The organism is Micromonospora sp. BQ32 (assembly GCF_059358895.1).
On record NZ_JCADBI010000006.1, the window covers coordinates 234,618 to 261,540 of the forward strand.

Sequence of the window (26,923 nt, forward strand, 5' to 3'; positions counted from 1 at the left end):
GGTCAGCCGGCGAGCAGTGCCGCCATGCGTTCCGCCTGTGCCTCCCAGCGCCACTCCCGTTCCACCCACGCCCGGCCAGCCGCACCCAGTTGGCGGGCCAGGTCCCGATCGGCGAGCAGCCGGGCGACCCGGTCGGCGAGCTGGGCGACGTCCCGGCCCCGTACCACGTAGCCGGTCTCCCCCTCGCGGACCGCGTCCGGTGCGCCCCCGGAGTCACCGGCCACCACCGGCAGGCCGGCCGCGGAGGCCTCCAGGTAGACGATGCCCAACCCCTCGACGTCGAGGCCACGGTTGCGGGTGCGGCACGGCATCGCGTAGACGTCGCCGGCCGCGTAGTGCGCCGGCAACTCGACCGACGGCACCGTGCCGGTGAACACCACATCCCGTTCCACACCGGACTGGCGGGCCAGCTTCTCCAGGGTCGCCCGGTACGGCCCACCACCGACGATCAGCAGCGCCGCGTCGGGCACCCGGCGGCGGATCTCCGGCAGGGCCCGGATCAGGGTGTCCTGACCCTTGCGCGGCACCAGCCGGGACACACAGACGACCACCGGCCGGTCGGTCAACCCGAGCCGGGCCCGTACCTGTTCACCGTCCACGGTCGGGTGGTAGGTGTCCACGTCGACCCCGGGCGCGAGGCGGCGCAGCTCGGTCACCCCGTCCAGCACCCGGGCCAACCGGCTGCGGGTGTACTCGCCGAGATAGGTGGTCACGTCCACACCTCGCCCGATGCGCCGCAGCGCCGGCCGGGCGGCCGGCACCGCCGCCCAACCGACCTCGTGGCCGTGGGTCTGCGCCACCACCCGGCGGATGCCGGCCCGCCGACGCAGGCCGGCCGCGAGCAGCCCCAACGGGGCCGCCGCGCCGAACCACACCGTGTCGCAGTCGTACGCGCGGGCCAACCGGGCCGCCCTGCGGGCGATCAACGGGGTGGGCAACAGCACCCGGGTGCGCTCCCGGATCACCTCGAACGGCTGGTCGGCGTCGAACTTCGCGGCCCCGCGCCAGCTCGACGCGTAGACGACCACCGAGCCGGCCGGTTGACGAACCGCGAGGTTGTGCACGAAGGACTGGATCCCACCCGGGCGGGGCGGGAAGTCGTTGGTGATCAGCAGCGTGCGGCTCATCGGCCGACCTCCCGGGCGTACGCGCGGGCGGCGGCCATCCGCTCCACGGTGGACGGATGCGAGGCCGAGTAGAGGTATTCCCAGCGGGGCGGGTCGGGGTCACCGAGGTTGACCGAACCGAGCCGGCGCTGCATCGACTCGAAGGACTCCGGGTCGTTGGTGAGCGCGAGCGCGTGCGCGTCGGCCCGCGCCTCCACCCGTCGGGACATCAGCGCCTGCACCGGAGCGGCGACCAGCCCGGCCACCGTGACCAGGGCGACCAGCAGTGGAAACGCGCTCGGTTGGGCCACCGAGTCGACACCGGCCAGCCGCAGCAGTGGCCCCCACGAGCCGAGCAGGTAGAGCGCCACCACGGCCGCCGCGGCGCCCAGCGCCCCGGTCAGCGTGCCGACCGCCACGTCGGAATCCTTCGCGTGCCCCAACTCGTGCGCCACGACGGCGGTCACCTCGGCCGGGGTCGCCTCGCGCAGCAGTGTGTCGTAGACGACCACCCGCCGGGTCGGCCCGAGACCGGAGACGTACGCGTTGACCGCCCTGGTGCGGCGGGAGGCATCGGCGACCAGCACGTCACGCACCGGCACCCCGTCGCGGGCGGCCATGCTCATCAGCTCGGTGCGCAACGGGCCCTGCTCCATCGGGGTGAACCGGTTGAACACCGGCTCCACCAGGACCGGCAGCACGAACGACAGCAGCACCACCAGCACCGCGGCGCCGGCCGCGCCGAACGCCCACCACCAGCGCGGCGCGAGTCGGATGACCGCGTAGAAGCCGAACAGCGCCACCGCGCCGATCACCGCGCTGACCGCGTACGACTTGAGCAGGTCGACCGCCCAGCCACTCCAGCCGTTGGTGCTCAACCCGTAGCGGGTGAGCACGCTCTGGCGCCAGGCGGCGAACGGGAGCGTCACCAGGTCGGCGACGAGCACCACCGCGAGCCCGCCGAGCACCGCCTGCGCGGCCCAGTGCCCATCGAACGGCCGGCCCGCCAGCTCGACCAGGCGACTGCCCAGCGGGGTCAACCCGAGCGCGAGGGCGATCAGCAGCCCAACGGCGAGCGCGGCGTAGCCACCGGGGCGCAGGGCGGCGCGGAACTCCCGACCCTTGGCCACCTGCTCGGCCGGCAGGTCGCCCAGCGCGGCCAGCTGGTCGGCCCGGGGCGCCGGCGGGCGGTGCCACGGGATGAGCAGCGCGGCCAGCAGGACCAGCGAGATGGTCAGCCCGGCCAGGGCCAGCAGCGCCCAACCGCGCGGGGTCACCGCGTCACCGCCCGTCGGGCACCGTCGCCGCCACCGAGCGCAGCGCCACCGAACGCGCCGTCGACGAGCCCGCCGTCGTGCCGTCGTACCCCGCTCATCGCGCCGCTCCTCCCGCCGTGACCGCTCATCCTATGGCCCGCGAAAAGCCCGCTTCCGGGCGCGGTGTCGCGGTCAGGCGACGCGGCGGTTGGCCCGGCGGCGAGCCGCCTCCGGGCGTGCGGGCGCGGCCAACACCTCCACGTCGAAGCCGGCCCGGGCGAACACCTCGATGGCCTCGACCTCGGCGGCGACCAACCCGGCCGCCGGGGACGTCTCGTCGAACAGGGCGGTCAGCGGGCAGCCGGAGCAGCCGTCGGCCCGCTTCGCGCACCCGTCGCAGTCGATAAGCATCCCGCCTCCTGATCGGCTCGCGGTGCCCGGCCGACGCCCTGTCGTCGCCGACCGAGCACCGTCGGTCACATCGACACTAACCACCGGGTACGACAGGAACCCCGTCCGACCGTCCGTTTCAGGGCTAGATCCACTCCAGATCAGCGATATCGGGGTATCCCACCCGGCCGGACGACCCGACATCAGGGAACTCGTGTCGATCGAGCGAAGGAGGGCATGACTGGCGGCAGCCCACCGCCGACCGGCCGTCGCCGGCGAGGTCTCAGCCCTGCGCGTCGAGGTCACGCAGCGCGAAGCGGAGGTGCTGCCACTCCTCGTCGAAGATCACGTGAAGGCAGTGCAGGACGGACACGATGGACTCGGGCCACCAGGCGCTCGGCCGGGACTCGGCGAGCAGCTCCGGCGTGACGGTCGCCAGGAAGTCGCGCACCATTGCCTGCCGCTCGGCCCGCACCTGGAGGACCGCCTCGAAGGTCGGCTGCTCCGTCGCGAAGACCGACATGTCGAAGCCGTCGGTCTCGTACTCGACGTGCGACCGACCGAGCGGGTGGAACGGCTGTGGCAGGCGCAGGACCGCCTTGCCCAGCCATGCGTCGGCGGCGAACACGAGATGGCGCAGTGTCTGCGCGAACGACCACTCCCCGTCGACCGAGACGTCGACCGCGCCCGGGGGCATGGACCGGACCCGGTCGATCGCGGACGCCCAGGCTGCTTCGAGCCCCGCCCACGCCGCGCGCAGGTCGTCGGGGTCCTCGGCCCGCCTCAGATCACGCCCGGGGAACCGCCGGTTGAGCTCGGCCTCGACCAGCGGCACGACATCGACGCCGTTGACCACGAGCCTGCCTTCGGCCAGCCACGGCGCGTCGATGTCCAGGCCATTCACGTCGACACCGCGCATCACCGCGCCGGCCAGCGTCGAGCGGTTGAATCGCGCCTCCCGCAGGTCCTTGTCGACGAAGACCCTGACGTCGTCCTGTGCCATCGCGACTCCATCCCTCGGCGGTCGCGGCGATGCTAACGCCGGGGTGGGACAGGCCCTGACCGAAACCGAGGAAGAGGGCCCGACACCGAGGCCGACAGAGGCCGCCTGGGCCGCTCACGGTGCGACGTGCCGCGCGCCGGTCGGGCCCGCCCACACCTCGCCGGGGCCCGGCCCGTCGACGTGTCGGCCGGTGCGGTCAGGAGCGGGCGAGGCGCCGCAGCAGCGAGTCGGCGCCCAGCGGGTACGCCCCGTGCCGGCGTACCCCGTCGGCGACCTCGCGGTCCGACGAGACCACGACCACCGGCCGGCCCGCCGGCTCGGCGCGGACCAGACGCCGGATCAGCTCGTCGGCGGTCTCCCCCTTGCGGGAGAAGAGCACCCGTACGCCGCGCGGTGCGGGCGGCAGCCCGTGCATCCGCTCGGCGCCGTCGAAGACCACGGTGACCTCGTCACCGGTCTGCGCGGCGATCCCGCCCAGCCCGGTGATCAAGCGTTTGCGCTGTTGCTCCAGGGACATCTCGCCGAAACCACGCTTGGTGACGTTGTAGCCGTCCACCACGAGGTGCGCCCGGGGCAGGGCGAGCAGTTGGTCGAGCCGGGCCGGGTCGTCGGTGTCGCGGGCGCGGGCGGCGGGGCCGGCCGGGGCGGTGCCCGGCTGCTCGGCGAACGCGTCGGCGACGAAGTCGGCGGGGAGTTTGTCCACCGGGTCGAGGGCCAGCTCCCGGCGAAGCCCGACGGCGGCCTGGCCGATGGTCTCCAGCAGCAGCCAGAGCCGGGCGTCGTCGACCGAACGTGCCTCCTTGGCGCTGGCCCGGGCCACCCCGGCGGCGGCCTCGGCCTCGGCCAGCCGGGCCCGGGCGCGGCGGAGTTCGGCGTCCACGTCGGCGCTGGCGCGGGCGGCCCGGCCGCGCTCGGTGGCCAGCAGCTCGGTGGCCTTGCGCTCGCGGGCCTGGGTCTCCCGCAGGGTGCGCGCCACCTGCCGGGACTCCTCGCGCAGCTGACCCAACTCCTCGCGGACGCGGGCCAGCTCGTCGCGGAGCTTCTCGGCCTCGACCCGGGCCACCGCGCGGTCGTGCTCGGCCCGGGTGGCCCGCTGCTCGGCCTCGCGGACCAACTCGGCGACGACGGCGCTGTCCGCCTCGGCGCGCACGGCCGCGCCACTGGCGTCGATCAGCTCCCGCCAGCCGCGGGGCCGGGCCAGGTAGGCCAGCGCGGCCACCTCGACCGGGTCGGCGGCGGCCGGCGCGGTGCCCTCGACCACGGCCGCACCGAGGTCACCGGCGTCGGCCAGGACCCGCGCGGTGACCCGCTGCCGGAACAGCGGGTCGGCGGTGAGCTGGGCGGCGATGACCGGTGCGCCGAGCCGGGCGCGCCGGTTGGGGGCGAACTTGGCCACCCGGCGCAACGGCACCGGCACCTCGTCGGTGGGGAGGGTGGGCAGCACCGCCGCGGTCAGCGTCACGATCCGCTGCCGGACCGGCTCGGGCAGGGTCGGCTCGGGCTCGGCAGCGGGGCCGTCGCCCGTCGTCGTCGGGTCCGATGCGCCCGATGTGTCGGTGACTACGTTGTCGTCCGGGTTGCCCACAGCACCGTCGAGCGCGACCGGATCCTCCTGCGGGAGGTGGTCGTCGTACGGCTCGGTGAGGGGCATGTGGCAAGTCTCCCACCGGGACCGGGCCCACCGCCCGGTGAGTGAGCCGATCTCTCATCCTAGCCCCATGGTGACGGATGGGGCCGCTGCGACGGGAGTGTCGGACCGGCGCGCTAGCGTGCCGCCGATGGCACAGGCGGAGTACGTCCAGGAGTCACTGGCCGGTCTCGACCCGGCGGTGGGCGGGGTGGACCCGGCGCTGCCGCTCTACGCGACGACCTTCGTGGTGGTCGACCTGGAGACCACCGGCGGCGCGCCGGACGGCGGCGGCATCACCGAGATCGGTGCGGTCAAGGTCCGTGGTGGCGAGCAGTTGGGGGTGCTGGCGACCCTGGTCAACCCGGGGCAGCCGATTCCGCCCTTCATCACCGTGCTGACCGGCATCACCCAGGCCATGCTGGTGCCGGCGCCACCGATCGAGCAGGTGCTGCCGAGCTTCCTGGAGTTCATCGACGACGCGGTGCTGGTGGCCCACAACGCCCCGTACGACGTGGGCTTCCTCAAGGCCGCCTGCGCCAAGCACGGCTACCGCTGGCCCAACCCCCGGGTCCTGGACACGGCGGCGCTCGCCCGCCGGGTGCTGACCCGCGACGAGGTGCCCAACCGCAAGCTCGGCACCCTGGCCGCCTACTTCCGCACCGCCACCCAACCCACCCACCGGGCGCTGGACGACGCGAAGGCCACCGTCGACGTGCTGCACGGGCTGATCGGCCGGCTCGGCGGGCACCGGGTGGACACGGTCGGCGACGCCATCGAGTTCGCCCGCGCGGTCACCCCGACCCAGCGCCGCAAACGGCACCTGGCCGAGGGGCTGCCCAAGGTCCCCGGGGTCTACATCTTCCGGGCCGCCGACGACCGGCCGCTCTACGTGGGCACCTCCGTCGACATCGCCACCCGGGTGCGCAGCTACTTCACCGCCGGCGAGAAGCGCGCCCGGATCTCCGAGATGCTGGGCGCGGCCGAGCGGGTCGAGGCGGTGGAGTGCGCCCACTCGTTGGAGGCGGAGGTCCGTGAGCTGCGGTTGATCGCCGCGCACGCCCCGCCGTACAACCGCCGGTCCAAATATCCGGAACGGATGATCTGGCTCAAGCTGACCGACGGTCCGTACCCTCGGCTGTCGATCGTCCGCGACCTCTCCCCCACCGACACCGCGTACCTCGGGCCGTTCAGCTCCCGGCGGGCCGCCGAGCTGGCCGCCGCCGGTTTCCACGACGCGGTGCCGCTGCGCCAGTGCACGCACCGGCTCTCGCTACGCACCGTCACGCCGGCCTGCGCGCTGGCCGAGCTGGGTCGCTGCCCGGCGCCCTGCGAGCACAAGATCACCCCCGAGGAGTACGACCACAGCGCCGCCGCGCCCTTCCGCACCGCGACGGCCAGCGATCCCCAGCCGGTGGTGGACGCGCTGCTCGCCCGGATCGACGTGCTCTCCCGCGACCAGCGCTACGAGGAGGCCGCGGTGGTGCGGTCCCGGCTGGCCGCCGTGCTGCGGGCCACCGTGCGGATGCAGCGCCTGGCCGCGCTGACCGGGATCGTCGAGCTGGCCGCGGCCCGGCCGGCCGCCCGCGGCGGCTGGGAGTTGGCGCTGGTCCGGCACGGCCGGCTGGCCGGCGCGGGGGTGTCCCCGCCGGGCGTGCACCCACGGCCCACGTTGGCCACGATCCGGGCCACCGCCGAGACGGTGTCGGGCGGGCACGGTCCGGTGCCGGCCGCCACCGCCGAGGAGTCCGAGCGGATCCTGTCCTGGTTGGAGCGACCGGAGACCCGACTCGTCGAGATGTCCTCCGGTTGGTCCTCTCCGGCGAGTGGCGCGGGCCGGTTCCGTGACCTGCTGGCGAAGGCCGAGAGCGGCGCGTCCCACCAACTCTCGACCGAACGCTCATGACCAACTGACCGATCGGACTACGTCGACTCGCTTAGGCTGTTAGAGAAGTGCAGTCCTGCCCGATTCGTGGGCCTGCTCCCGCCGCCGGGCTCCGGCGACGCGGAGCCGGGGTGAGGAGGTGTCCCTCGTGGACGTCGACGCCGGACACGGCGCCGCCCTGGGGGGCGCCCTGCCGACACAGCCGGGTGAGCTGCCGCTCGCCCGCCGGCTGAGGTCGCTGCTCAGCTGGCCGACCACCGACTCCGACCCGGTCACCCAACTGGTCCGCACCCACCGGGGCATCCACGCCGGCACCGACCCCGCGGTGCTGCGCCGGGCGTACACGATCGCGGAGAACATGCACCGCGGGCAGTTCCGCAAGAGCGGGGAGCCGTACATCACCCATCCCCTCGCGGTGGCGCAGATCTGCGCCGAGCTGGGGATGGACACCACCACCCTGGTCGCGGCGCTGCTGCACGACACCGTGGAGGACACCCGCTACACCCTCCAGGCGCTCTCCGAGGACTTCGGCGGCGAGGTGGCCCACCTGGTCGACGGGGTGACGAAGTTCGACAAGGCGTTCTACGGCAAGGCCGCCGAGGCGGAGACGATCCGCAAGATGATCGTCGCCGCCGCCAAGGACGTCCGGGTGCTGATCATCAAGCTGGCCGACCGGCTGCACAACATGCGCACACTCGGGGTGCGCTCCGCGTCGTCGCGGGAACGGATCGCCCGCAAGACCCAGGAGGTGCTGGTCCCGCTCTGTGACCGGCTGGGCATCCAGACCCTCAAACGCGAGCTGGACGACGTGGTGCTGCTGCACCTCGAGCCCGACGAGCACGCCCGGCTGGCCCGGCACGTGCACGACCGGCCGGGCTGGGACGCGTACCTCGACTCGGTGGTCACCCGGGCCCGGGTGGCGCTGCGTCGCAGCCGGGTCGACGCCGAGGTGAGCCCCCGTCCCCGGCACCTCTACTCGATCTGGAAGGACACCATCGCCGGCGGCCACACCGCCCCGTACGACCTGCCCCGCATCGTGGTGGTGGTCGACGGCCCGGCCACCGACTGTTACGCGGCGCTCGGCGCGATCCACGGCACCTGGCGACCGGTGCCCGGCCGTTTCAAGGACTTCATCGCCTCACCGAAGAACAACCTCTACCGTTCGCTGCACACCAGTGTCTGCGGCCCCCAGGACCGCGCGGTGGAGGTGCTGATCCGCACCGAGGAGATGCACCGCTCGGCCGAGTACGGCATCGCCGCGGACTTCCGCTTCCCCCGCTCGGCCAGCAGCAGCGCCGCAGCCCGGGCCGAGCAGCTGGACTGGCTGCGCCGGGTGCTCGACTGGGAGCCGGACGCCGCCGACCCGGCACAGTTCTACGAGTCGCTGCGCTGCGACCTCGCCGAGGGGCAGATCCAGGTCTTCGCCGACGGGCGGCAGGTCGTGCTGCCCGCCGGTGCCACGCCGGTCGACCTCGCGTACGAGCTGGGCAACGACCGGGGCGACCACTGCCTCGCCGCACGCATCAACGGTCGACTGGCCCCGCTCAGTTCGGAGCTGGACGAGGGCGACGTGGTGGAAATCTTCACCGAGAACGACGGCGACAACGGCTTCGAGGCCGGGGTGGCGCCGCGCGGCCCCCGCCGGGAGTGGCTGAGCTTCGTCAAGTCGCCGAACGCGCAGATGCAGATCAACCGGTGGTTCGCCGAGCACACCGAGCCGGGCATCACGATCAGCGACAAGGTGCGCCTGGGTCGGGCCACCATCGGGCTCGCCCTGCGCCAGCACAACCGGGGTCTCGCCAGTGACCTGCCGCTGCTGCGCCTCTCCGAGGAGTTGGGCTACCCCGACCTGGAGACTCTGCTGGTCGCGGTCTTCGACCGGGTGATCGAACCGGACACCGTGGTCCGCCAGCTCATCGACCTGGTCGACCATCGACAGTGACCCGGCGGGCCCCAGCGCGTTCGAAGGACATTCGTGACCACTAGCCTGGAGTCATGATCCCCCGCTCCCGCGCCACCGGTCGGGCCCTCTTCTACCAGGTCTTCTACCGGCTGCCGTTGCCGGTGCGTCGGCGCCTGGTCCGGCTGGCCGTGCCCAAGTACATCGTCGGCGCGGTGACCCTGGTCCGGGACGCCGAGGCGACCGGCGCGGGTCGGTTGCTCATGCTGCGCCAGCCGCCCGGCAAGGGTTGGTCACTCCCCGCCGGCCTGCTCAACCGGGGTGAGGCTCCGGTGGTGGGCGCGGCCCGTGAGCTGTTCGAGGAGTCCGGCGTCCGGCTCCCGCCGTCCCGGCTGCGCCCGGCCGTGCCCAACGCGATCGTGCACGCCAAGGGCTGGGTGGACATGGTCTTCGAGACCGAGGTGCCGGCGTCCAGCACCGCGCTGACCGTCGACGGCGCGGAGGTTTTCGAGGCCGCCTGGCACCCGCTGGACGACCTGCCCAAGCTGACCTGGCCGACGGCCCGGCTGCTCGCCTACTACGACATCGGGCCGCTGGCCGGGCAGTTCCCGCCACCGGTGCCCGACGACACCCCGTGACCGGCGTGGCCGGTGCGCCGGCGGACCTGTGCGCCGTGGTGCTGGCCGCCGGCGAGGGCACCCGGCTGCGCCCGCTGACCGAACGGGTACCCAAGGCGCTCTGCCCGGTGGGCAACGTGCCCCTGCTGGAGCGGGCGTTGGCGCGACTGGCCGGCCTGGGCCTGACCGGTCCCGACCGGGTCGCGGTGAACGCCTGCTACCTCGGCGACCAGGTGGTGGCGCACGTCGGCGACCGCGCGCACCTGTCCGTGGAGCCGGGCGACCCGCTGGGCACCGCGGGCGGGGTGGCCAACCTGCGGGACTGGATCGACGGGCGGCCGGTGCTGGTCGGCAACGCCGACGCGTACCTCGCCGACCCGGCTGCTCCCCCGGGCCCTGACCTGGCCGCCCTGCTCGCCGGCTGGGACGGGCAGACCGTACGCCTGCTCGGCCAGCCCGCCGCGGACCCGGCGGCGCCGGGCACCTTCGCCGGGCACTGCTTCACCGGTTTCTCGCTGCTGCCCTGGCGGCTGGTCCGGGACCTGCCGGTCGTCTTCTCGGACCTGGTCCGCGCCGTGTGGCGGCCGGCCGAGGCGGCGGGCGCCCTGACGGTGGTGCCCTATCCGGGCACCTTCTTCGACACCGGCACCCCGGCCGACTACCTGGCGGCCAACCTGCACGCCGCGGCCGGCGGCGCTCTCGTCGAGGAGTCCGCGACGGTGACCGGTCGCTGCGTGCAGTCGGTGGTCGGCGCGGGCGCCCGGGTGGACGGCGATGTCACCCGCACGGTGGTGTGGCCGGGCGCGACCGTACGCACCGGTGAGCGGTTGCGGAACGTGATCCGGGCCGGGAGCGACCTGACCGTGCCCGGCGCCCCCCGGGGCTGAGCCCCGACGGCTCCCGCCTCCGGTCTCGGGCCGGAACATCTAGCATGGGCGACGACGCCGACGAACGGAGAAATGCCCCGTGATCACCGCGATCGTGCTGATCGACTGCGCCACCGATGCGATCCCCGAGGTGGCGGAGAACCTGGCCAACCTTCCCGGTGTCAGCGAGGTCTACTCGGTGGCCGGGCACGTCGACCTCATCGCCATCGTCCGGGTCCGCGAGTTCGACCAGATCGCCCAGGTCATCGCGGGCAGCATCTCCAAGGTCCCGGGTGTGCTCAACACCGAGTCGCACATCGCCTTCCGGGCGTACTCCCAGCACGACCTGGAGGAAGCGTTCGCGATCGGCCTGGCCAGCGCCGACTGACCGCCGCCGTTCTGGCGGTCGGTGCCGGCCGCACGGCGGCGCGTGGCGCGCACAGGGCGGCCGGCCCACCCGGGTGGGTGGACCGGCCGTCTGCGGTGGCTACGTCAGCTCTCGCTGGGAGCCGGTACCTCGGTGCTGCCGCCGCCCGGAGCCGGCGACTCGGTGCCGGTGCCGCCCGGAGCCGGCGACTCGGTGCCGGTGCCGCCCGGAGCCGGCGACTCAGTGCCGGTGCCGCCCGGGCTGGGCGTACCGCTGGCGCTGGTCTGCGGAACCGGGATGCCCAGCTTGTTGGCGAGCGCCACCAACTCGTCATAGTGCGTCTGCAGCGTCGGAAGCGCCGTCTGCGCCAACTGGACCACCGACGGCTCGGAGCCCTGCGAGATCTCCGTCTGGGTGGCCTGGATGGCCTGGACGTGGCCGGCCAGCTCACTGGTCACCCAGAGCCGGTCGAACTCCGCACCGCTGGCGTTGTTCAGCCTGTCGATGACCGCCTGCTGATCGGCGCTGGGCTCGTTCGGCAGTTCCACCCCCAGCTGGGACGCGGTCTGCTGCACCGTCTGGTCCAGCTGGGTGTGGTCGGTCTTCAGCATCGCGCCCAGGTCCTTGACCCCCTGGTCCTGACCCTTCTGCTGGGCCAGGTCACCAGCGGTGATCTCGAACAGGTTGACCTGGTGTACCGCCTGCAGGTACTGGGTGTCCTGCGTCGACGGCTGTGCCGCGGCCTGCGCGGCCGCAGCCGGCGCGACACCGACCAGTACCAGCGCGGCCAACAGGCCGAGGCGTTTGATACCCAACATGCTTCCCCCCCTTGAGACGTTGGACCGCACGGATACCCGGCTCACCGGGGTTATTCCTGCGATCGCCCGTCGCGCGGGGTCGACCGGTCCCACCGTGGCCGTCCGACTCCTGGTCGGATGGGTCGGGGGCACGGATACAACGTGGCGCCCGCCGGAATCCGGCGGGCGCCACGTAACGGTGCGATTGGGCGGTCAGCGGCGTTCGCCGCTGCCGATCTCCTCGCGTTCGGGTCGGGGCTCGACCGGCGGGTGCCCCGGCGAGACCGGCGCCTCGACCGGCTTCTCGATCGGGTAGAAGAAGCCCCGGATGGCCGGGCCGAGGGCCCCCAGCCGGTTCATCTTCTTCGGCACGACCCAGCCGACGTACTCCAGCTGGCCGTGACCGTCCGCGTGCCCGTTGGACGCGCTCAGTGGCTGGTGCACCTCGACGAACCGGCCGTCCGGCAGGCGGCGGATGATGCCGGTCTCCACGCCGTGCGCGAGCACCTCCCGGTCGTGCTGTTGCAGACCCAGGCAGAGCCGGTAGGTGACGTAGTACGCCAGCGGCGGGGCCACCAGCAGGCCGATCCGGCCCGCCCAGGTCATCGCGTTCAGGCTGATCTGGAACTTGTCCGCGATCACGTCGTTGGCGCCGGAGAGCGTCAGCACGATGTAGAACGCGACGGCCATGGCGCCGACGGCGGTCCGGGCCGGCGCGTCCCGGGGACGCTCGAGCAGGTTGTGGCTCTTGCGGTCCTTGAGGTGCCGGGCTTCCAGGAACGGGTACATCGTCGACAGGCCCACCAGGATGCCGGGCAGCACGACTGTCGGCCAGAACAGCGGCGGGATGACGTACCCGTCGCCGATCGGAATGTTGATCTCCCAGGCCGGCATGAGTCGGGTCGAACCGTCGAGGAACATGACGTACCAGTCGGGCTGGCTGGCGGCCGAGACCACCCACGCCTCGTACGGGCCGAACAGCCAGATCGGGTTGATCTGGAACAGACCGCCCATCAGCGCGATGACGCCGAAGACGACCATGAAGAAGCCGCCCTGCTTCAGCGCGTACCGGGGGAACATCCGCTCGCCGACCACGTTGTTGTTGGTCCGGCCGGGGCCGGGCCACTGGGTGTGCTTCTGCTTGAAGACCAGACCCAGGTGGACGCTGATCAGCGCGACCAGCAGACCCGGGATGAGCAGCACGTGGGCGATGAAGAACCGGCTGATGATGATCGTGCCCGGGAACTCGCCGCCGAAGATCGACGAGGTGACCCAGGAGCCGATCACCGGGATGGACAGCATGATCGCCGAGGCGATCCGCAGGCCGGTGCCGGAGAGGCCGTCGTCCGGCAGCGAGTAGCCGGTGAAGCCGGCCAGGAAGCCGACCCAGAAGAGCAGCGAACCGATGATCCAGTTGGTCTCACGCGGCTTGCGGAAGGCGCCGGTGAAGAAGACCCGCAGCATGTGCACGACGATCGCGGCCATGAACAGCAGCGCCGCCCAGTGGTGCATCTGCCGCATCACCAGACCGCCCCGGACGTCGAACGAGATGTCCAGGCTGGAGGCGTACGCGGCGGACATCGGGGTGCCCTGCAACGGCGCGTAGCTGCCGTCGTAGACCACCTCGGTCATCGCCGGCTCGAAGAAGAAGGTGAGGAACACACCGGTCAGCAGCAGCACGATGAACGAGAACAGCGCGATCTCGCCGAGCAGGAAGGACCAGTGGTCCGGGAAGACCTTGTTCAGTAGCCTGCGCAGCGGGGTGGCCACCGCGAAGCGGTCGTCCACTCCCACCGCGGCCTTGCCCGGCGTCGCCGCAAGGTCAAACTTTCGACGCTTCATGGCCGCTCCCAGAAATCAGGCCCGACGGTCTCGGTGTAGTCGGACTTCGCCACGAAGAAGCCCTCGGAGTCCACCTCGATCGGCAGCTGCGGCAGCCGCCGGCTGGCGGGGCCGAAGATGGGCCGGGCGTTGTCGGTGATCAGGAACTGGGACTGGTGGCACGGGCAGAGCAGCCGGTTGGTCTGCTGCTCGTACAGGCTGGCCGGGCATCCCGCGTGCGTGCAGATCTTGGAGAACGCCGCGTAGTTGCCCCACATGTAGTCGCCGTGGCCGACCCGCTCGTTGGCCCGGCGCGACTCCTGCGCGTCGGAGTCGCGCAGGTGGATCAGCAGCGTCGGCGAGTCGGCGTGCCTGTTGCTCACGCCGTGGTCGATACCGGGGAAGACGGTCAGCTGCCCACCGCTGCTGATGTCCGCCGGGCGGACCGGCCGGCCGTCCTCGCGGACCAGGCGGATCCGCTCGCCGCCCTCGGCGGCGGCGAACCCGGTGGTGAACATCTGGTTGTTCTTGTGCGGCTGCGAGATCAGCCCACCGACCAGCGGCGCCGCGGCGACCGCGGCGACCGGCGCGAGACCGGCCAGCAGCGAGATGCCGAGCAGGGGGCGACGCTTCACACCCAGCTCGTCCGCCATGTAGAGCATGGTCTGGCCGGTGATGGTGCGGCCTTCGGAGTCCACCTGACCCTCGTGCCGGTCCTGGATCGAGACCTCCTTGGGCAGCAACTTCTTGCCCCAGGTCAGGATGCCGAAGCCGACGGCGAGCAGCGCCACGCCGAGGGTGAAGCCGAGCAGCGGGGTGTAGAACTTGTCGCCACCCCGGCCCGCCTCGTACTGCCACGGCCACCAGATGTAGATGGCCAGGAAGGCGGTCGCGGCCAGGCCGGTGATCAGGAAGAAGCCGGCGACCACCCGGGTCAGCCGACGCTCCGCCTTGGTGCCCGGCAGCACCTGCGGCTCGTAGTGGACGATCTCGATGTCGTCCCGGCGCGCGCCCTCACGAACGATGTCGAACCGGGTCAGCTTGGGGTCGTTCAGGTCGAGCGGCTCCTGGCCCTGCGGGGCCTGGTGCTCGGTGTGGGTGCTCATGCCGTCACCTCGCTACGGGTGGCGCCGAGCGGCACCACAGCACTGAATCGGATGGCCTGCTCGATCACGACTTACCCGCAATCCACAGGCTAGCGAAGACGAGCGCCACGATGCCAACCAGGAAGATCGCCAGGCCCTCGGTGGACGGGCCGTACCGGCCGAGGTTGAACCCACCCGGGTCCTGGTCGTGCTTCAGCGTCTCCTGGATGTACGCGATGATGTCGGCCTTCTGCTCCGGCCGGAGCTGGTTGTCGCCGAACACCGGCATGTTCTGCGGGCCGCTCAGCATCGCCGCGTAGATCTGGCGGTCGGTCGCGGGGTGCAGGCTCGGGGCGAACTTGCCCGAGGAGAGCGCACCGCCGCCACCACCGAAGGCGTGGCACTGCGAGCAGTTGATCCGGAACAGCTCACCGCCGGAGGCGATGTTGCCGTCCTCACGGAGGTCGTCGCCCTCGGGCACGACCGGGCCGCCGCCCAGCTCCTGGATGTACTGGGCCAGCTGACGGGTCTGCTCGTCGGTGAAGACGGGGGGCTTGCGGTGCGCCTGGGCCTCCTGGCGGGCCATCGGCATCCGCCCGGAGCTGACCTGGAACTCCACCGATGCCGCGCCGACGCCGATCAGGCTCGGCCCGCGGCCCTCGACACCCTGGGCGTTGCGGCCGTGGCAGGTCACGCAGCTCACGTCGAACAGCGCCTTGCCCTCGGCGGCGGCGCCGGTCAGCTGCGGGTTGTCCTGCGCCTGGGCGCCCGGGGCGAAGACGGTGTAGGCGCCGCCGGCGAGCATCAGCGCGGCGATCAGCCGGACCGCGGCGCCCAGCCGGCGGCGGCCCCTGCTGCGCGCGGCGGGCCGCTCACGCAACCGCGCGAGCAGACCGCGTCGGCGGTCGTTGTCAGAAGTCATGAGCGGTGTCCTTAACCGGTTGGACCTGTCTCAGGGGACGGAGCAGCAGCGCGGAATGTGACGCGCAAGATCACTGGAGCCAGTAGATCATGGCGTACAGCCCGATCCACACGACGTCGACGAAGTGCCAGTAGTACGACACGACGATCGCCGAGGTCGCCTGCGCCGGGGTGAACCGGCCCATGGTCGTGCGGACCATGAAGATGACGAAGGCGATCAGACCGCCGGTCACGTGCAGACCGTGGAAGCCGGTGGTCAGGTAGAACACCGACCCGTACCCGTCTTCGTTGATCTTGATGCCGTCGGCGACCAGGTGCCGGTACTCGTTCAGCTGGCCGAGGACGAAGATCAGGCCCATCACGAAGGTGACGGTGAACCAGCGCCGCAGCGCGTGCACGTCACCCTTCTCCGCCGCGAAGACGCCGAGCTGGCACGTCACCGAGGACAGCACCAGGATCACCGTGAAGGTGGTCGCGTACGGGACGTTCAGCGCCTCGGTGTGCTTCTCCCACTGCTCCGGCGCAGCCGCGCGGATCGAGAAGTACATCGCGAACAGCGCCGCGAAGAACATGAGTTCGCTGGAGAGCCACACGATCGTCCCGACGCTGACCATGTTTGGTCGGGTCAGAGAGTGGATCCGGCTCTTGTCAATGGCTGGGGCCGCAGTCACGCCGTCATTATTGCCCCTGACCGGGGCCGCCGATCAGCGGGGGGCCAAACCTGCGCCGTCCGTGGCCCGAGCGTCAGGGTCCGGTTCGCCTGGCCTAGCCTGAAAAGCGTGCTGCACGTCGATCCGATCTTCGCCGCCACCTCGGCCCCGCCGCCGTTCACCGTCGGCGCGGTGCTCAGCGAGACCCGGCTGGACAGCTGGCTGGCCCTCGGCCTGGTGCTCGCCGCCGGCCTGTACCTCTACGGGGTGTACCGGCTGCGCCTGCGGGGCGACCGCTGGCCGATCGCCCGTACCGTCTTCTTCCTCGGCCCCGGGCTGGGCGGAATCGCGCTGGTCACGGTCAGCGGGCTGCACGCGTACGACACCGCGCTGCTCTCCGTGCACATGATCCAGCACATGGTGCTGTCCATGGTGGCGCCGATCTTCCTGGCGCTGGGCGCGCCGATGACCCTGGCCCTGCGGACCCTGCCGGTCGCGCCGCGCAAGCGCCTGCTCGCCATCGTGCACAGCCGCGTCGCCCGGGTCTACAGCTTCCCGCTGGTGGCGTTCGCCATCTTCGTGGTCAACCCGTTCGTGCTGTACTTCAGTGACCTGTACCGCTACACCCTGGAACACGCCTGGGCGCACGAGCTGGTGCACGCGCACTTCATCATGACCGGCTGCGTGTTCTTCTGGCCGCTGCTCGGCCTCGACCCGCTGCCCGGCCGCTGGCCGTACCCGGCGCGGGCCCTGCTGATGCTGCTCTCCGTGCCGTTCCACACCGTGCTCGGCCTCACCATCATGCAGAGCAGCACGCTCTTCGGCGGCGACTGGTACCCGTCGCTCAACCTCGGTTGGGTCGATCCCTGGCAGGACCAGGTGGTCGCCGGGGGCATCCTCTGGGCCGGTGGCGAATTCGTCAGTGTGACCATGCTCGCGGTGCTGGTGGTGCAGTGGGTCAAGCAGTCCGAGCGGGAGGCCCGCCGGGTGGACCGCGAACTGGACCGCCAGGAGGCCCGCGAGCGCGCCGCCGACGCCGCGCCCGCCTGAGCTGCCCCGACGGTACGCCCCGACGCGCGAGCCGGGCGGGATGTCGGCAACGTCACGCCGACCGGTACGATCTGCGGGCAGCTACGAGGTGGAAGCGGAGTGCCGGCATGAGCGATCGTCTTTGCACCGTTTTGCTCTACAGCGACGACCCGCAGGTCCGTGATCGGATGCGGATGGCCGTCGGCACCCGGCCCGCGCCCGGTCTGCAGATCGAGTTCGTCGACGCGTCGACCTACGCGGAGACCATCCGGCTGGTCGACGACTACGAGATCGACCTGCTGGTGCTCGACGGTGAGGCGAGCCCGGGCGGCGGCATCGGCATCGCCCGGCAGATCAAGGACGACCGGGACGACGCTCCCCCGACCTGCCTGGTGATCGCCCGCGCCGCCGACCGATGGCTCGCCGCGTACGCCGAGGTCGACGCGACGCTGGTGCACCCGCTCGACCCGGTGACCACCGGCGGCACGGTGGCCGAGCTGCTGCGGACGCACGCACCCGCCTGACGTCCCACGCTACTCCGGCACCCTCACGGCGCCGGATCTCCTCGGCGTCGGTTCCAGCCCACCCGCACTTCGCATGCTCGGGAGGCCCGCCATGGGCGATCGGACCTGGCCGCACCTGCTCAACGCGCTGCTGCGCGGTGACGAACTCTCCACCGCCGACACCGCCTGGGCGATGGACGAGATCATGACCGGCTCGGCGAGCGCGGCGCAGATCGCCGCCTTCGCCGTGGCGCTGCGGGCCAAGGGGGAGACTCCCGCGGAGCTGGCCGGCCTGGTGGAGGCGATGCTGGGTCGCGCGGTCCCGGTGGCGCTCCCCGAGGAGCTGCGCCGTACCGCGCTCGACGTGGTCGGCACCGGCGGTGACCTCGCCCACACGGTCAACATCTCCACGATGACCGCGCTGGTGGTCGCCGGCGCGGGCGTCCGCGTCGTCAAGCACGGCAACCGCGCGGCCTCCTCCCTCTGCGGCACCGCGGACCTGCTGGAGTTTCTCGGCATCCCGCTGGATCTCGGCCCGGAGCAGGTCGCCCGCTGTGTCGAGGAGGCCGGCATCGGGTTCTGCTTCGCGGCCCGGTTCCACCCCGGGATGCGGCACGCCGGCCCGGTCCGCCGCGAGGTGGGCGTGCCCACCTTCTTCAACTTCCTCGGCCCGCTGACCAACCCGGCCCGCCCCCGGGCCGGCGCGGTCGGCTGCTTCGACCTGCGGATGGCGCCGGTGATGGCCGCCGTGTTCGCGGCCCGCGGCGACTCGGCGATCGTGATGCGCGGCGAGGACGGGCTGGACGAGTTCACCACCGCGGCACCGACCCGGGTCTGGGCGGCCCAGGGCGGCACCGTACGAGAGGCCGTGCTGGACGCGACGGACCTGGGGGTACCCCGGGCCACCCTGGCGGACCTGCGTGGGGGTGACGCCGCGTACAACGCGGGCGTGGCCCGTCGCCTGCTGGCCGGCGAGACGGGCCCGGTCCGGGACGCGGTGCTGGTCAACGCGGCGGCGGCGCTGGCCACCCAGGGCCCGTTGGACGGCGACCTGACCGAGGCGCTCCGCGCCGGCCTGGCCCGCGCGGCCGAGTCGATCGACTCCGGCTCGGCCGCCGCGTCGCTGGACCGCTGGATCGAGACCGCCACCGCCTGACCCGTCGGCGCCGGCAGCGGGCGGAGTCTCGGGGCGTGATCGATCCGGATTCCTTGAATCCGTGGTGTCCGGGCAGCCCGAATGCTCCGACTTCAATGAAGTCGAGTGGATCACATCCGCTGTCGACGAGCGGGCGACGGTGCCCGGAGATTTGTCGGACCCGTCTGAGAAACTACAGCTGAGTAGTTCTCCGCTCCGTCGGTGCGTGACTGTCGCATCCGGGGCGGGCCGTCTGGTATCGAGAGGAGACGCCCGTGTCGCACCGCGAGCTCCACTGCGACGTCTGCGAGGGCGTGGCGCTGTTCGAGGCACCGCCCTGCGTCGACGGCCACGGCACCGACTGTCCAGAGCTGATCTGCACCGACTGCGGCACCGCCGTGGTGGCCGGCGCGTTCGCCTTCCCGGTCACCCGGCTGCCCGTCCGCCGACGCCAGCCGGCCCGCCGCCACGCCGCCTGACCACACACAGCACAGCCCGACCGCACCGCCGCCTCACCGCAGCGCCGCCGAACTGGCCTGGAGCATGACCGAAGGCCCGCTCCCCCATCCGGGGAACGGGCCTTCGTCGTGCCGGGTTGGTCGCGACGGCGACCGGGTGGGTCAGTGCTCGGCGGTACGCCGGGTGCCGCTGTAGTACTCGAACAGGAGCCCACAGGCGGCGAGGACAACGGCCACCAGGCCGGCGCCGATCAACCAGTACTGCCAGAACACCATGCCGAGCGCGGCGATCGCGGCGGCCAGCGCCAGACCGAACGGCCAGTAGCTGCCCGGGCTGAAGAAGCCGACCTCACCAGCGCCGTCGGCGATCTCGGCGTCCGGGCGGTCCTCCGGGCGCAGGTCGATCCGGCGGGAGACGAACCAGAAGAAGCCACCGCACATCGCACAGAGCAGGAACGACAGCAGCAGGGCGACGGTGCCCACCCACTCGATGCCGCCCGACGCCCCGTTCGTCCAGGCGCCGTAGAGGATGGTGGCACCGAAGAGGAACCCGGCGATGATCAGGAAGATACGCCACTCGGTCTTCATGCGGCTGCCTCAGCTTCCCGTGCGGGCCGGAACGTCGTCCGGGTTGAAGTTACCCTGCGTCCGCCGCGTGTCGAACGGCCGGGTGGTCTGCGCGTACGGTGCCTCACCGATCGCGGTCAGCGCGTCCTGGGTGGACTTGCCGCTCTGCTTGGCCGCGAGGAACTGGTCGTACTTCTCCGGCGAGACCACCCGCAGCTCGAAGTTCATGAACGCGTGGTAGCTGCCGCACAGCTCGGCGCAGCGCCCGACGTAGGCGCCCTCGGCGTCCAGGCTGGAGACCTCGAACACGTTGCGGATCTTGCCCGGCATGACGTCCCGCTTGAAGAGCAGCTCCGGCACCCAGAACGAGTGGATGACGTCGCGGCTGGTCTCCTCGAACCGGATGGACCGGTTGGTCGGCAGCACCAGCACCGGGATGACCTCACTGGTGCCGAGCGTCGACGCGGTGGTGCGGGCCTCCGTGCCCTGACCGTCGCGGTAGTTGAACTGCCAGTTCCACTTGAACGCGACGACCTCGACCGTGACGTCCGGGTTCTTCGACAACTTGTCGACGTCGGTCTGCACGATCGCCGTGTAGTAGAAGAGCACGGAGACGATCAGAATCGGCGCGATGGTGTAGAGGAACTCCATCGGCATGTTGTAGCGGGTCTGCACCGGCAGCGCGTTGCCACGCTTGCGGTAGCGCACGACGCACCAGAAGATCAGGCCCCACACGAAGACGCCGACCGCGAGCGCGGCGATGCAGGAGGCGATCCACAGGTCGTACATCCGCTTGGACTCCGGCGAGATACCGCCCTGCGGCCAGCCGAAGCCGTCGAACGTCTGACCGACGTCACAGCCTGTGAGCAGAACCAGCAACACCACGCCACCGAGACCGAGCCCGGCCAGGCGACCGGCACCACGCCCCCGGCGTCCACCAACCCCTGGGGAAGCGCTGTGCCGTACGGCCGACGGCCGTACCTCCGAACTCCTTGCGACCACCTGGTCCTGCCTCCCTAGCGCGCCGCGGTGTGTCCTTCGTCAGCACCGGCGGCAAAGGCGTCACCGACGGTCGCAGATTACTCGACCATGACGGACTCGGCCGTGGTGGGGTCACTGTCCGCCCCCCATCGGGGGGATCCTAGGCATACCGCCGCGATAGCGTCTTGGCTGTGAGCGCGAGGAGTGAGCCGGGGTTGCGAGCCCCACAGCCGCGAACGAAGGCAGGTCCGTGAGCGCATCCCCGGTCTACCTGGACGCGGCGACCGCCGCGCCGATGCATCCGGTCGCGCGGCAGGCGCTGCTGGCCGCGCTCGAGGACGGCTGGGCCGACCCAGGCAAGCTGTACACGCAGGCCCGGCGGGCCCGGCAACTACTCGACGCCGCCCGCGAGGCCACCGCGCTGACGCTCGGTGTCCGCGCCGACGAGGTCTCCTTCACCCCCAGCGGTACGACCGCAGCCCACGGCGCGGTGCTCGGGGGCCTGGCGGGGCGCCGCCGGGCCGGGTCGACGCTGGTGCACTCGGCGATCGAGCACTCGGCGGTGCTGCACGCGGCGGAGCGACACGTCGGCGCGGGCGGGGCCGCCACCTCGGTGCCGGTCGACCGGTGGGGCCGGCTGGACCTGACCGCGTGGTCGAGCGCCGTTCGGGCCCCGGGGGTGGCGCTGGCCGCGTTGATTACCGCCAGTCACGAGGTGGGGACCGTGCAGCCGGTCGCCGAGGCGGCGGCCGCGTGCAGCGATGTGGGTGTGCCGCTGTACGTGGACGCGGCGCAGTCGGTGGGCCGGGTGCCCCTGCCGGCCGGCTGGTCGGTGCTCACGGCGAGCGCTCACAAGTGGGGCGGGCCACCCGGGGTGGGGGTGCTGGCGGTGCGCAAGGGCACTCGCTGGGAGTCACCCTGGCCGGCCGACGAGCGGGAGGGCGGACGTACCCCCGGGGTGGTGAACCTGCCGGCGGTCGTGGCGGCGGCGGCGAGCCTGCGGGCGGCGGCGGCCGACGCGGCGGCCGAGGCGACCCGGCTGGCCGCCCTGGTGGACCGGGTCCGGGCGCGGGTCGCGACGGAGGTGCCCGACGTGGAGGTGGTCGGCGACCCCGTGCTCCGGCTCCCCCACCTGGTCACCTTCTCCTGCCTGTACGTCGACGGAGAAGCGCTGCTGCACGCCCTGGACCGGCGCGGCTTCGCCGTGTCGTCCGGCTCGTCCTGCACCTCGTCCACGCTGCGCCCTTCGCACGTGCTGGAGGCGATGGGGGTGCTCTCGCACGGCAACGTACGGGTCAGCCTGCACCGGGAGACGACCGAGGCGGACGTGGAGCGGTTCCTGACCGAGTTGCCCGGGATCGTCGCCGGGCTGCGCGCCGAGGCCGGGGTGGTGGGGCTGTGACGATGCCGGACGAGGTGATCGACTGCCGGGGGCAACGCTGCCCGCTACCCGTGATCGCGGCGGCGCGACGGATGCCCGAGGTGCCGGTCGGCACTGTGGTCCGGGTGCTGGCCGACGACCCGGCGGCGGCGGTCGACATTCCCGCCTGGTGCCGGATGCGGGGCCAGGAGTTCCTCGGCTCGGTCGACGGCCCAGACGGCCCCGCCTACGACGTCCGCCGCACCCACTAACCCCAACCCCAACGCACCCCCGCGATACCCCCATCCCCGCGATCGTGCATTTCTGCGCCGACAAACGCGCACAGAAGCCGCGAACCAGCGACAAAAGTGCAAGATCGCGGGGTGTGGGGCGGGGTGCGGCGGGGCGGTGGGGGTTACGCCGGGAGGAGGTGGGGGCGGACCTCTTCTGCTGCGGTGTCGCCGTAGGACTCGGCCAGCCGCTTGACGAACAGGTCGCGGCGGACGTCGTACTCCTGGGTGCCGACGGTCTCCAGGACCAGCGTGGCCAGCAGCGAGCCGACCTGGGCGGCGCGTTCCAGGCCGAGGCCCCAGGAGAGGGCGGTGAAGAAGCCGGCCCGGAAGCCGTCGCCGACACCGGTCGGGTCGACCGCCCGGATCTCCCGCGCGATCGGTACGTGGATCGGGTCGATGCCGCGCCCGGCGATCTCCACACCGTGCTTGCCCAACGTGGTGACCCGCACCTTGACCAGGTCCAGCAGTTGGTCGTCGCTGAGCTGCGCCTTGCTCTGCAGCAGCGACTTCTCGTAGTCGTTGGTCATCAGGTACTCGGCGCCTTCGATCAGCGCCACCACGTCCTCGCCGCCCATCCGGGCGAGCTGCTGCGACGGGTCGGCGGCGAAGGCGTACCCGCGGGTGCGGCACTCGGCCGAGTGGCGCAGCATCGCCTCGGGGTCGTTGGCGCTGACCAGCACCAGGTCCAGACCGCCGAGCCGGTCGGCGACCGGGGCCAGCTCGATGTTGCGGGCCTCGCTCATCGCACCGGCGTAGAAGGAGGCGATCTGGCACATGTCGGTGTCGGTGGTGCAGACGAAGCGGGCGGTGTGCGCCACCTCGCTGACGTGCACCGAGTCACAGTCCACGCCGTGGCGCTCCAGCCAGGAGCGGTAGTCGGCGAAGTCGGCGCCGACCGCGCCGAGCAGTACCGGGCGCAGGCCGAGCTGACCCATCCCGAAGGAGATGTTCGCCGCCACGCCGCCGCGGCGGAGCACCAGGTCGTCCACCAGGAAGGAGAGGGACACCTTGTGCAGCTGATCGGCGATGAGCTGGTCGGCGAAGCGACCGGGGAAGCTCATCAGGTGATCGGTAGCGATCGAGCCGGTGACGGCGATCTTCATGTCAACCCTCGGGGTCGGGAGCAGGGCGCGGTCAGCCTACCGGCACGGCAACCCGGTGGTCACCGCTCGGTCCGACAACGGCAACCAGCCCGCCACGGCCCCCTTCGGGACCGCTCCCAGACCCGTGCGACACCCCGACCGGTACGACGATGGGACCGTCCCGGAGAACGGCCCCATCGTCGCTGGCGTGTGGTGTGACTCAGTTGAACGAGTCACCGCAGGCGCAGGAGCTGCCCGCGTTGGGGTTGTCGATGGTGAAGCCCTGGGCGTCGATCCGGTCGGCGAAGTCGATCGTCGCGCCGGAAAGGTACGGGGCGCTCATCCGGTCGACGACGACCTCGACACCACCGAAGTCGGTCACGACGTCACCGTCGAGCGAACGCTCGTCGAAGAAGAGCTGGTACCGCAGGCCGGAGCAGCCGCCCGGCTGCACGGCGACGCGGAGCCGCAGGTCGTCGCGGCCCTCCTGCTCGATCAGGGCCTTGACCTTCTGCGCCGCGACGTCGGTGAGGACGACGGAAGTAGGGGCCTGGGCCTCGGTCGACTCGGTCTGCGCTGGCGTGGTCACGTGGAAGTCTCCCTGCGCGGTTTTGGGTCCGGACGCACTGGCCAACGTCGCGCGCCGTCCAGTGATTCCCGGTTGTGGTCCTCAGCCGATCGTACGCCGCCTCGGCCGGGCTCACCCGCGTGGCGTGACCCCCGCCCCAGGTCGGCCCCCGGTCACGCGGGCGCACGGGCGGTCGGGACGCTCAGCGGCTCCACTGCCGGGCCAGCCGGGCGCCCAGCTCGCGCAGCCCCTCCGCGGGCCGGCTCAGCGCCGCGTCGAGCCCGCCACCCTCCTCGCCGCCGAAGTGCTCCACCAGGCTGTACGCATCGGTCACCCCAGCCGAGGCGGCCTCCCGCCGGCCGGTGCTCACCTGCCCGGCCACCACCACGCAGGGCACGCCCCGGTCGCGGGCCGCGCCGGCCACCCCGGCGACGACCTTGCCGCGCAGCGACTGGTGGTCGAACGACCCCTCACCGGTGATCACCAGGTCGGCGGTGTCCAGTGCGGCGTCGAGTCGGGTGGCCCGGGTGACCAGGCCGATCCCCGACTCGCAGTCGCCGCCCAGGGCGAGGAGCGCCGCGCCGATGCCGCCGGCGGCCCCGCCCCCGGGCAGCAGGCCGAGCCCCGCCGGGCAGCCGGCCAGGTCCCGTTCCAGCACCGCCGCGAAGCGCTCCAGGGCCGCGTCGAGCAGCAGTACGTCAGCGCGGTCGGCGCCCTTCTGCGGGCCGAACACGTTGCTCGCGCCGTGCAGGCCGAGCAGGGGGTTGTCCACGTCGGTGGCCGCGACCAGCCGGACACCGCGCAGCCGGGGCGCGCCGTCCAGCGCGTCGACCGCGGCGAGCGCTGCCCCGCCGTACGGCAGGGCAGCGCCGCCCTGGTCGAGGGGGGTCACGCCCAGCGCGGCGAGCATTCCGGCGCCGGCGTCGTTGGTGCCGGAGCCGCCCAGCCCGATCACCACCGTGCGGGCGCCGCTCTCCACCGCGGCGGCCACCAACAGCCCCAGCCCGTACGAGGTGGTGGTCTTCGGGTCGCGTTCGGCCGCGGAGAGCAGGTGCAGGCCGCACGCCTGCGCGCTCTCCAGATAGGCGGTCGCGCCGTCGGCGGTGAGCAGGATCTCACCGGCCGCCGGCCGGCCCAGCGGGTCGACCGTCGGCACCGGCACCCGTCGGCCTCCGAGGGCTTCGGCGAGCACCTCCACGAAGCCCGGTCCACCGTCGGCGAGCGGTCGGATCAGCAGATCGTCGCCGTCGGTGACGGTGCGCCAACCGGCGGCGACCGCGGCGGCCACCTCCGGGGCGGGCAGGGTGCCGGCGAACTTGTCCGGGCAGAGCAGCACGCGCATGCCGAGCAGTGTGGCAGCACACACCGAGCGAAGCTGCGCCGCGCTCGCGCTGTGGGACCATGGGCTACGTGACTTCGACCTGGGTGGAACCCTCCAACACGGCGACGGCTCTGCTGCTGCTCGGCCGGGGCAGCGACCCCGACACCGAGCGCGGCGTCGAGTGTCCGGGCGACCTGCCGGCGCCCAGCGATCCGGATCTGGTGGCCCGTGCCACCGCCGCGAAGGCGAAGCTGGGCAGCAAGGTCTTCGTGTTGGGGCACCACTACCAGCGCGACGAGGTGATCCAGTTCGCCGACGTGACCGGCGACTCGTTCAAGCTGGCCCGGGAGGCCGCGGCCCGCCCGGACGCGGAGTACATCGTCTTCTGCGGCGTGCACTTCATGGCCGAGAGCGCCGACATCCTCACCACCGACACCCAGCGGGTGATCCTGCCCGACCTCGCGGCGGGTTGCTCGATGGCGGACATGGCGGTGCTGGGCCAGGTCGAGGCCGCGTGGGACACGCTGACCGAGTTGGGCATCGCCGGCGATACCGTGCCGGTGACGTACATGAACTCGTCGGCCGACATCAAGGGTTTCGTGGGCCGCAACGGCGGGGTGGTCTGCACCTCGTCCAACGCCAAGCGCGCCCTGGACTGGGCCTTCGAGCAGGGGTCGAAGGTGCTTTTCCTGCCGGATCAGCACCTGGGCCGTAACACCGCGGTGCTGGAGATGGGCCTGTCGCTGGACGACTGCGTGCTCTACGACCCGCACAAGCCCGGTGGCGGGCTCACCCCGGAGCAGCTGCGCGACGCCAAGATGATCCTGTGGCGGGGGCACTGCTCGGTGCACGGCCGGTTCACGCTGGACAGCGTCAACGACGTGCGGGAGCGGGTGCCCGGGGTGAACGTCCTGGTCCACCCGGAGTGCCGGCACGAGGTGGTCACGGCCGCCGACTACGTCGGCTCCACCGAATACATCATCAAGACGATCGAGGCGGCTCCGGCCGGCTCGGCGTGGGCGCTCGGCACCGAGCTGAACCTGGTCCGCCGGCTCGCGCTCGCGCACCCGAACAAGCAGATCATGTTCCTGGACAAGGCGGTCTGCTACTGCTCGACAATGAACCGGATCGATCTGCCGCACCTGGTCTGGGCCCTGGAGGAGCTGGTCGCGGGCCGGGTCGTCAACCAGATCACGGTGGACGCCGACACCGCGTACCACGCCCGGGTCGCGCTGGATCAGATGCTCGCCCTGCCGGGCGCGGACACTCCGCCGCCGGCGGCGCCCTGATCACGATCCGTAGCGCTCTTAATACGCAAAAGTGCCGGATCACCGA

General features: G+C 72.1%; 27 protein-coding genes. 12 read left to right on the forward strand and 15 right to left on the reverse strand.

The window, feature by feature from the left end; genetic code table 11:
* Positions 1 to 2: 2 nt before the first annotated feature.
* The 5 genes from AC5L30_RS15125 to AC5L30_RS15145 form a co-directional block, all read right to left on the reverse strand.
* Complete coding sequence (locus AC5L30_RS15125) at positions 3 to 1,127, reverse strand: glycosyltransferase family 4 protein (protein WP_494867886.1); 1,125 nt, start codon at positions 1,125 to 1,127, stop codon at positions 3 to 5.
* Positions 1,124 to 2,383 carry a M48 family metalloprotease gene (locus tag AC5L30_RS15130; protein WP_494867887.1) on the reverse strand — a complete coding sequence of 420 codons (1,260 nt, stop codon included), beginning with the start codon at positions 2,381 to 2,383 and terminating at the stop codon, positions 1,124 to 1,126. The genes AC5L30_RS15125 and AC5L30_RS15130 overlap by 4 nt, the downstream gene beginning before the upstream one ends.
* Positions 2,384 to 2,554: 171 nt before the next feature.
* Positions 2,555 to 2,773 (reverse strand): hypothetical protein, encoded by a 219-nt coding sequence (locus AC5L30_RS15135; protein ID WP_494867888.1) that lies wholly within the window; start codon positions 2,771 to 2,773, stop codon positions 2,555 to 2,557.
* Positions 2,774 to 3,035: 262 nt separating this feature from the next.
* Entirely contained in the window at positions 3,036 to 3,755 is a 720-nt protein-coding gene (locus tag AC5L30_RS15140; RefSeq protein ID WP_494867889.1) for a DinB family protein, read from the reverse strand.
* A gap of 196 nt (positions 3,756 to 3,951) precedes the next feature.
* Positions 3,952 to 5,406 carry an NYN domain-containing protein gene (locus AC5L30_RS15145; protein ID WP_494867890.1) on the reverse strand — a complete coding sequence of 485 codons (1,455 nt, stop codon included), beginning with the start codon at positions 5,404 to 5,406 and terminating at the stop codon, positions 3,952 to 3,954.
* A 127-nt stretch (positions 5,407 to 5,533) separates the two neighbouring features.
* On the opposite strand from AC5L30_RS15145, the gene AC5L30_RS15150 reads away from it, so the two are divergent.
* The 5 genes from AC5L30_RS15150 (at position 5,534) to AC5L30_RS15170 (ending at position 11,038) form a co-directional block, all read left to right on the forward strand.
* Positions 5,534 to 7,288 (forward strand): DEDD exonuclease domain-containing protein, encoded by a 1,755-nt coding sequence (locus AC5L30_RS15150; protein ID WP_494867891.1) that lies wholly within the window; start codon positions 5,534 to 5,536, stop codon positions 7,286 to 7,288.
* 127 nt (positions 7,289 to 7,415) lie between these two features.
* Complete coding sequence (locus AC5L30_RS15155; protein WP_494867969.1) at positions 7,416 to 9,209, forward strand: RelA/SpoT family protein; 1,794 nt, start codon at positions 7,416 to 7,418, stop codon at positions 9,207 to 9,209.
* A 53-nt stretch (positions 9,210 to 9,262) separates the two neighbouring features.
* Positions 9,263 to 9,805 carry an NUDIX hydrolase gene (locus AC5L30_RS15160; protein WP_494867893.1) on the forward strand — a complete coding sequence of 181 codons (543 nt, stop codon included), beginning with the start codon at positions 9,263 to 9,265 and terminating at the stop codon, positions 9,803 to 9,805.
* Positions 9,802 to 10,671, forward strand: coding sequence for a nucleotidyltransferase family protein (locus AC5L30_RS15165; protein WP_494867894.1), 870 nt, complete (start codon positions 9,802 to 9,804; stop codon positions 10,669 to 10,671). Before AC5L30_RS15160 ends, AC5L30_RS15165 begins: the two co-directional genes overlap by 4 nt.
* Positions 10,672 to 10,750: 79 nt before the next feature.
* Positions 10,751 to 11,038, forward strand: coding sequence for an Lrp/AsnC family transcriptional regulator (locus AC5L30_RS15170; RefSeq protein WP_074313163.1), 288 nt, complete (start codon positions 10,751 to 10,753; stop codon positions 11,036 to 11,038).
* A gap of 104 nt (positions 11,039 to 11,142) precedes the next feature.
* Here the strand turns inward: AC5L30_RS15170 and AC5L30_RS15175 are convergent, their stop codons facing one another.
* The 5 genes from AC5L30_RS15175 to ctaE all read right to left on the reverse strand — a co-directional run bounded on the left by AC5L30_RS15175 (position 11,143) and on the right by ctaE (position 16,312).
* Positions 11,143 to 11,835: a DUF4142 domain-containing protein gene (locus tag AC5L30_RS15175; RefSeq protein ID WP_494867896.1), complete on the reverse strand. Its 693-nt coding sequence runs from the start codon at positions 11,833 to 11,835 to the stop codon at positions 11,143 to 11,145.
* 192 nt (positions 11,836 to 12,027) lie between these two features.
* Positions 12,028 to 13,656 carry a cytochrome bc1 complex cytochrome b subunit gene (qcrB, locus tag AC5L30_RS15180; RefSeq protein WP_494867897.1) on the reverse strand — a complete coding sequence of 543 codons (1,629 nt, stop codon included), beginning with the start codon at positions 13,654 to 13,656 and terminating at the stop codon, positions 12,028 to 12,030.
* Positions 13,653 to 14,741 (reverse strand): cytochrome bc1 complex Rieske iron-sulfur subunit, encoded by a 1,089-nt coding sequence (gene qcrA, locus AC5L30_RS15185; protein WP_494867898.1) that lies wholly within the window; start codon positions 14,739 to 14,741, stop codon positions 13,653 to 13,655. Before qcrA ends, qcrB begins: the two co-directional genes overlap by 4 nt.
* Positions 14,742 to 14,805: 64 nt before the next feature.
* Positions 14,806 to 15,642: a cytochrome bc1 complex diheme cytochrome c subunit gene (gene qcrC / locus AC5L30_RS15190; protein WP_210785092.1), complete on the reverse strand. Its 837-nt coding sequence runs from the start codon at positions 15,640 to 15,642 to the stop codon at positions 14,806 to 14,808.
* A 70-nt stretch (positions 15,643 to 15,712) separates the two neighbouring features.
* The gene (gene ctaE / locus AC5L30_RS15195) at positions 15,713 to 16,312 is read right to left on the reverse strand and encodes an aa3-type cytochrome oxidase subunit III (RefSeq protein ID WP_494867899.1); all 600 of its coding nucleotides are present in this window, start codon (positions 16,310 to 16,312) and stop codon (positions 15,713 to 15,715) included.
* 108 nt (positions 16,313 to 16,420) lie between these two features.
* Here ctaE and AC5L30_RS15200 point away from each other — a divergent pair, with 108 nt between their 5' ends.
* The 4 genes from AC5L30_RS15200 (at position 16,421) to AC5L30_RS15215 (ending at position 19,437) form a co-directional block, all read left to right on the forward strand.
* Positions 16,421 to 17,341, forward strand: coding sequence for a cytochrome c oxidase assembly protein (locus tag AC5L30_RS15200; RefSeq protein ID WP_494867900.1), 921 nt, complete (start codon positions 16,421 to 16,423; stop codon positions 17,339 to 17,341).
* A gap of 107 nt (positions 17,342 to 17,448) precedes the next feature.
* Positions 17,449 to 17,844 carry a helix-turn-helix domain-containing protein gene (locus AC5L30_RS15205; protein WP_357759704.1) on the forward strand — a complete coding sequence of 132 codons (396 nt, stop codon included), beginning with the start codon at positions 17,449 to 17,451 and terminating at the stop codon, positions 17,842 to 17,844.
* Positions 17,845 to 17,935: 91 nt separating this feature from the next.
* A complete protein-coding gene (gene trpD / locus AC5L30_RS15210; RefSeq protein ID WP_494867901.1) occupies positions 17,936 to 18,979 on the forward strand; it encodes an anthranilate phosphoribosyltransferase in 1,044 nt (347 codons plus the stop codon).
* A gap of 254 nt (positions 18,980 to 19,233) precedes the next feature.
* Positions 19,234 to 19,437, forward strand: a complete 204-nt coding sequence (locus tag AC5L30_RS15215; protein ID WP_494867902.1) for a hypothetical protein — start codon at positions 19,234 to 19,236, stop codon at positions 19,435 to 19,437.
* A gap of 141 nt (positions 19,438 to 19,578) precedes the next feature.
* Here AC5L30_RS15215 and AC5L30_RS15220 read toward each other — a convergent pair whose 3' ends face one another.
* On the reverse strand, positions 19,579 to 20,004 hold the full coding sequence (locus tag AC5L30_RS15220; RefSeq protein ID WP_494867903.1) for a cytochrome c oxidase subunit 4: 426 nt from the start codon (positions 20,002 to 20,004) through the stop codon (positions 19,579 to 19,581).
* Positions 20,005 to 20,013: 9 nt separating this feature from the next.
* Entirely contained in the window at positions 20,014 to 20,985 is a 972-nt protein-coding gene (gene ctaC / locus AC5L30_RS15225; protein ID WP_494867904.1) for an aa3-type cytochrome oxidase subunit II, read from the reverse strand.
* 229 nt (positions 20,986 to 21,214) lie between these two features.
* On the opposite strand from ctaC, the gene AC5L30_RS15230 reads away from it, so the two are divergent.
* Together AC5L30_RS15230 and AC5L30_RS15235 are read left to right on the forward strand one after the other, a co-directional pair.
* Positions 21,215 to 22,366 carry a cysteine desulfurase family protein gene (locus AC5L30_RS15230; protein ID WP_494867906.1) on the forward strand — a complete coding sequence of 384 codons (1,152 nt, stop codon included), beginning with the start codon at positions 21,215 to 21,217 and terminating at the stop codon, positions 22,364 to 22,366.
* Positions 22,363 to 22,596 carry a sulfurtransferase TusA family protein gene (locus tag AC5L30_RS15235; protein WP_196918979.1) on the forward strand — a complete coding sequence of 78 codons (234 nt, stop codon included), beginning with the start codon at positions 22,363 to 22,365 and terminating at the stop codon, positions 22,594 to 22,596. Before AC5L30_RS15230 ends, AC5L30_RS15235 begins: the two co-directional genes overlap by 4 nt.
* A gap of 143 nt (positions 22,597 to 22,739) precedes the next feature.
* Here the strand turns inward: AC5L30_RS15235 and AC5L30_RS15240 are convergent, their stop codons facing one another.
* The 3 genes from AC5L30_RS15240 to AC5L30_RS15250 all read right to left on the reverse strand — a co-directional run bounded on the left by AC5L30_RS15240 (position 22,740) and on the right by AC5L30_RS15250 (position 25,609).
* Positions 22,740 to 23,720, reverse strand: a complete 981-nt coding sequence (locus AC5L30_RS15240; protein ID WP_494867908.1) for a carbohydrate kinase family protein — start codon at positions 23,718 to 23,720, stop codon at positions 22,740 to 22,742.
* Positions 23,721 to 23,919: 199 nt separating this feature from the next.
* On the reverse strand, positions 23,920 to 24,288 hold the full coding sequence (gene erpA, locus AC5L30_RS15245) for an iron-sulfur cluster insertion protein ErpA (protein WP_030337969.1): 369 nt from the start codon (positions 24,286 to 24,288) through the stop codon (positions 23,920 to 23,922).
* 181 nt (positions 24,289 to 24,469) lie between these two features.
* Positions 24,470 to 25,609: a glycerate kinase family protein gene (locus AC5L30_RS15250; protein WP_494867909.1), complete on the reverse strand. Its 1,140-nt coding sequence runs from the start codon at positions 25,607 to 25,609 to the stop codon at positions 24,470 to 24,472.
* Between the two features lie 68 nt (positions 25,610 to 25,677).
* On the opposite strand from AC5L30_RS15250, the gene nadA reads away from it, so the two are divergent.
* Positions 25,678 to 26,877 (forward strand): quinolinate synthase NadA, encoded by a 1,200-nt coding sequence (gene nadA / locus AC5L30_RS15255; RefSeq protein WP_494867910.1) that lies wholly within the window; start codon positions 25,678 to 25,680, stop codon positions 26,875 to 26,877.
* Positions 26,878 to 26,923 lie beyond the last annotated feature (46 nt).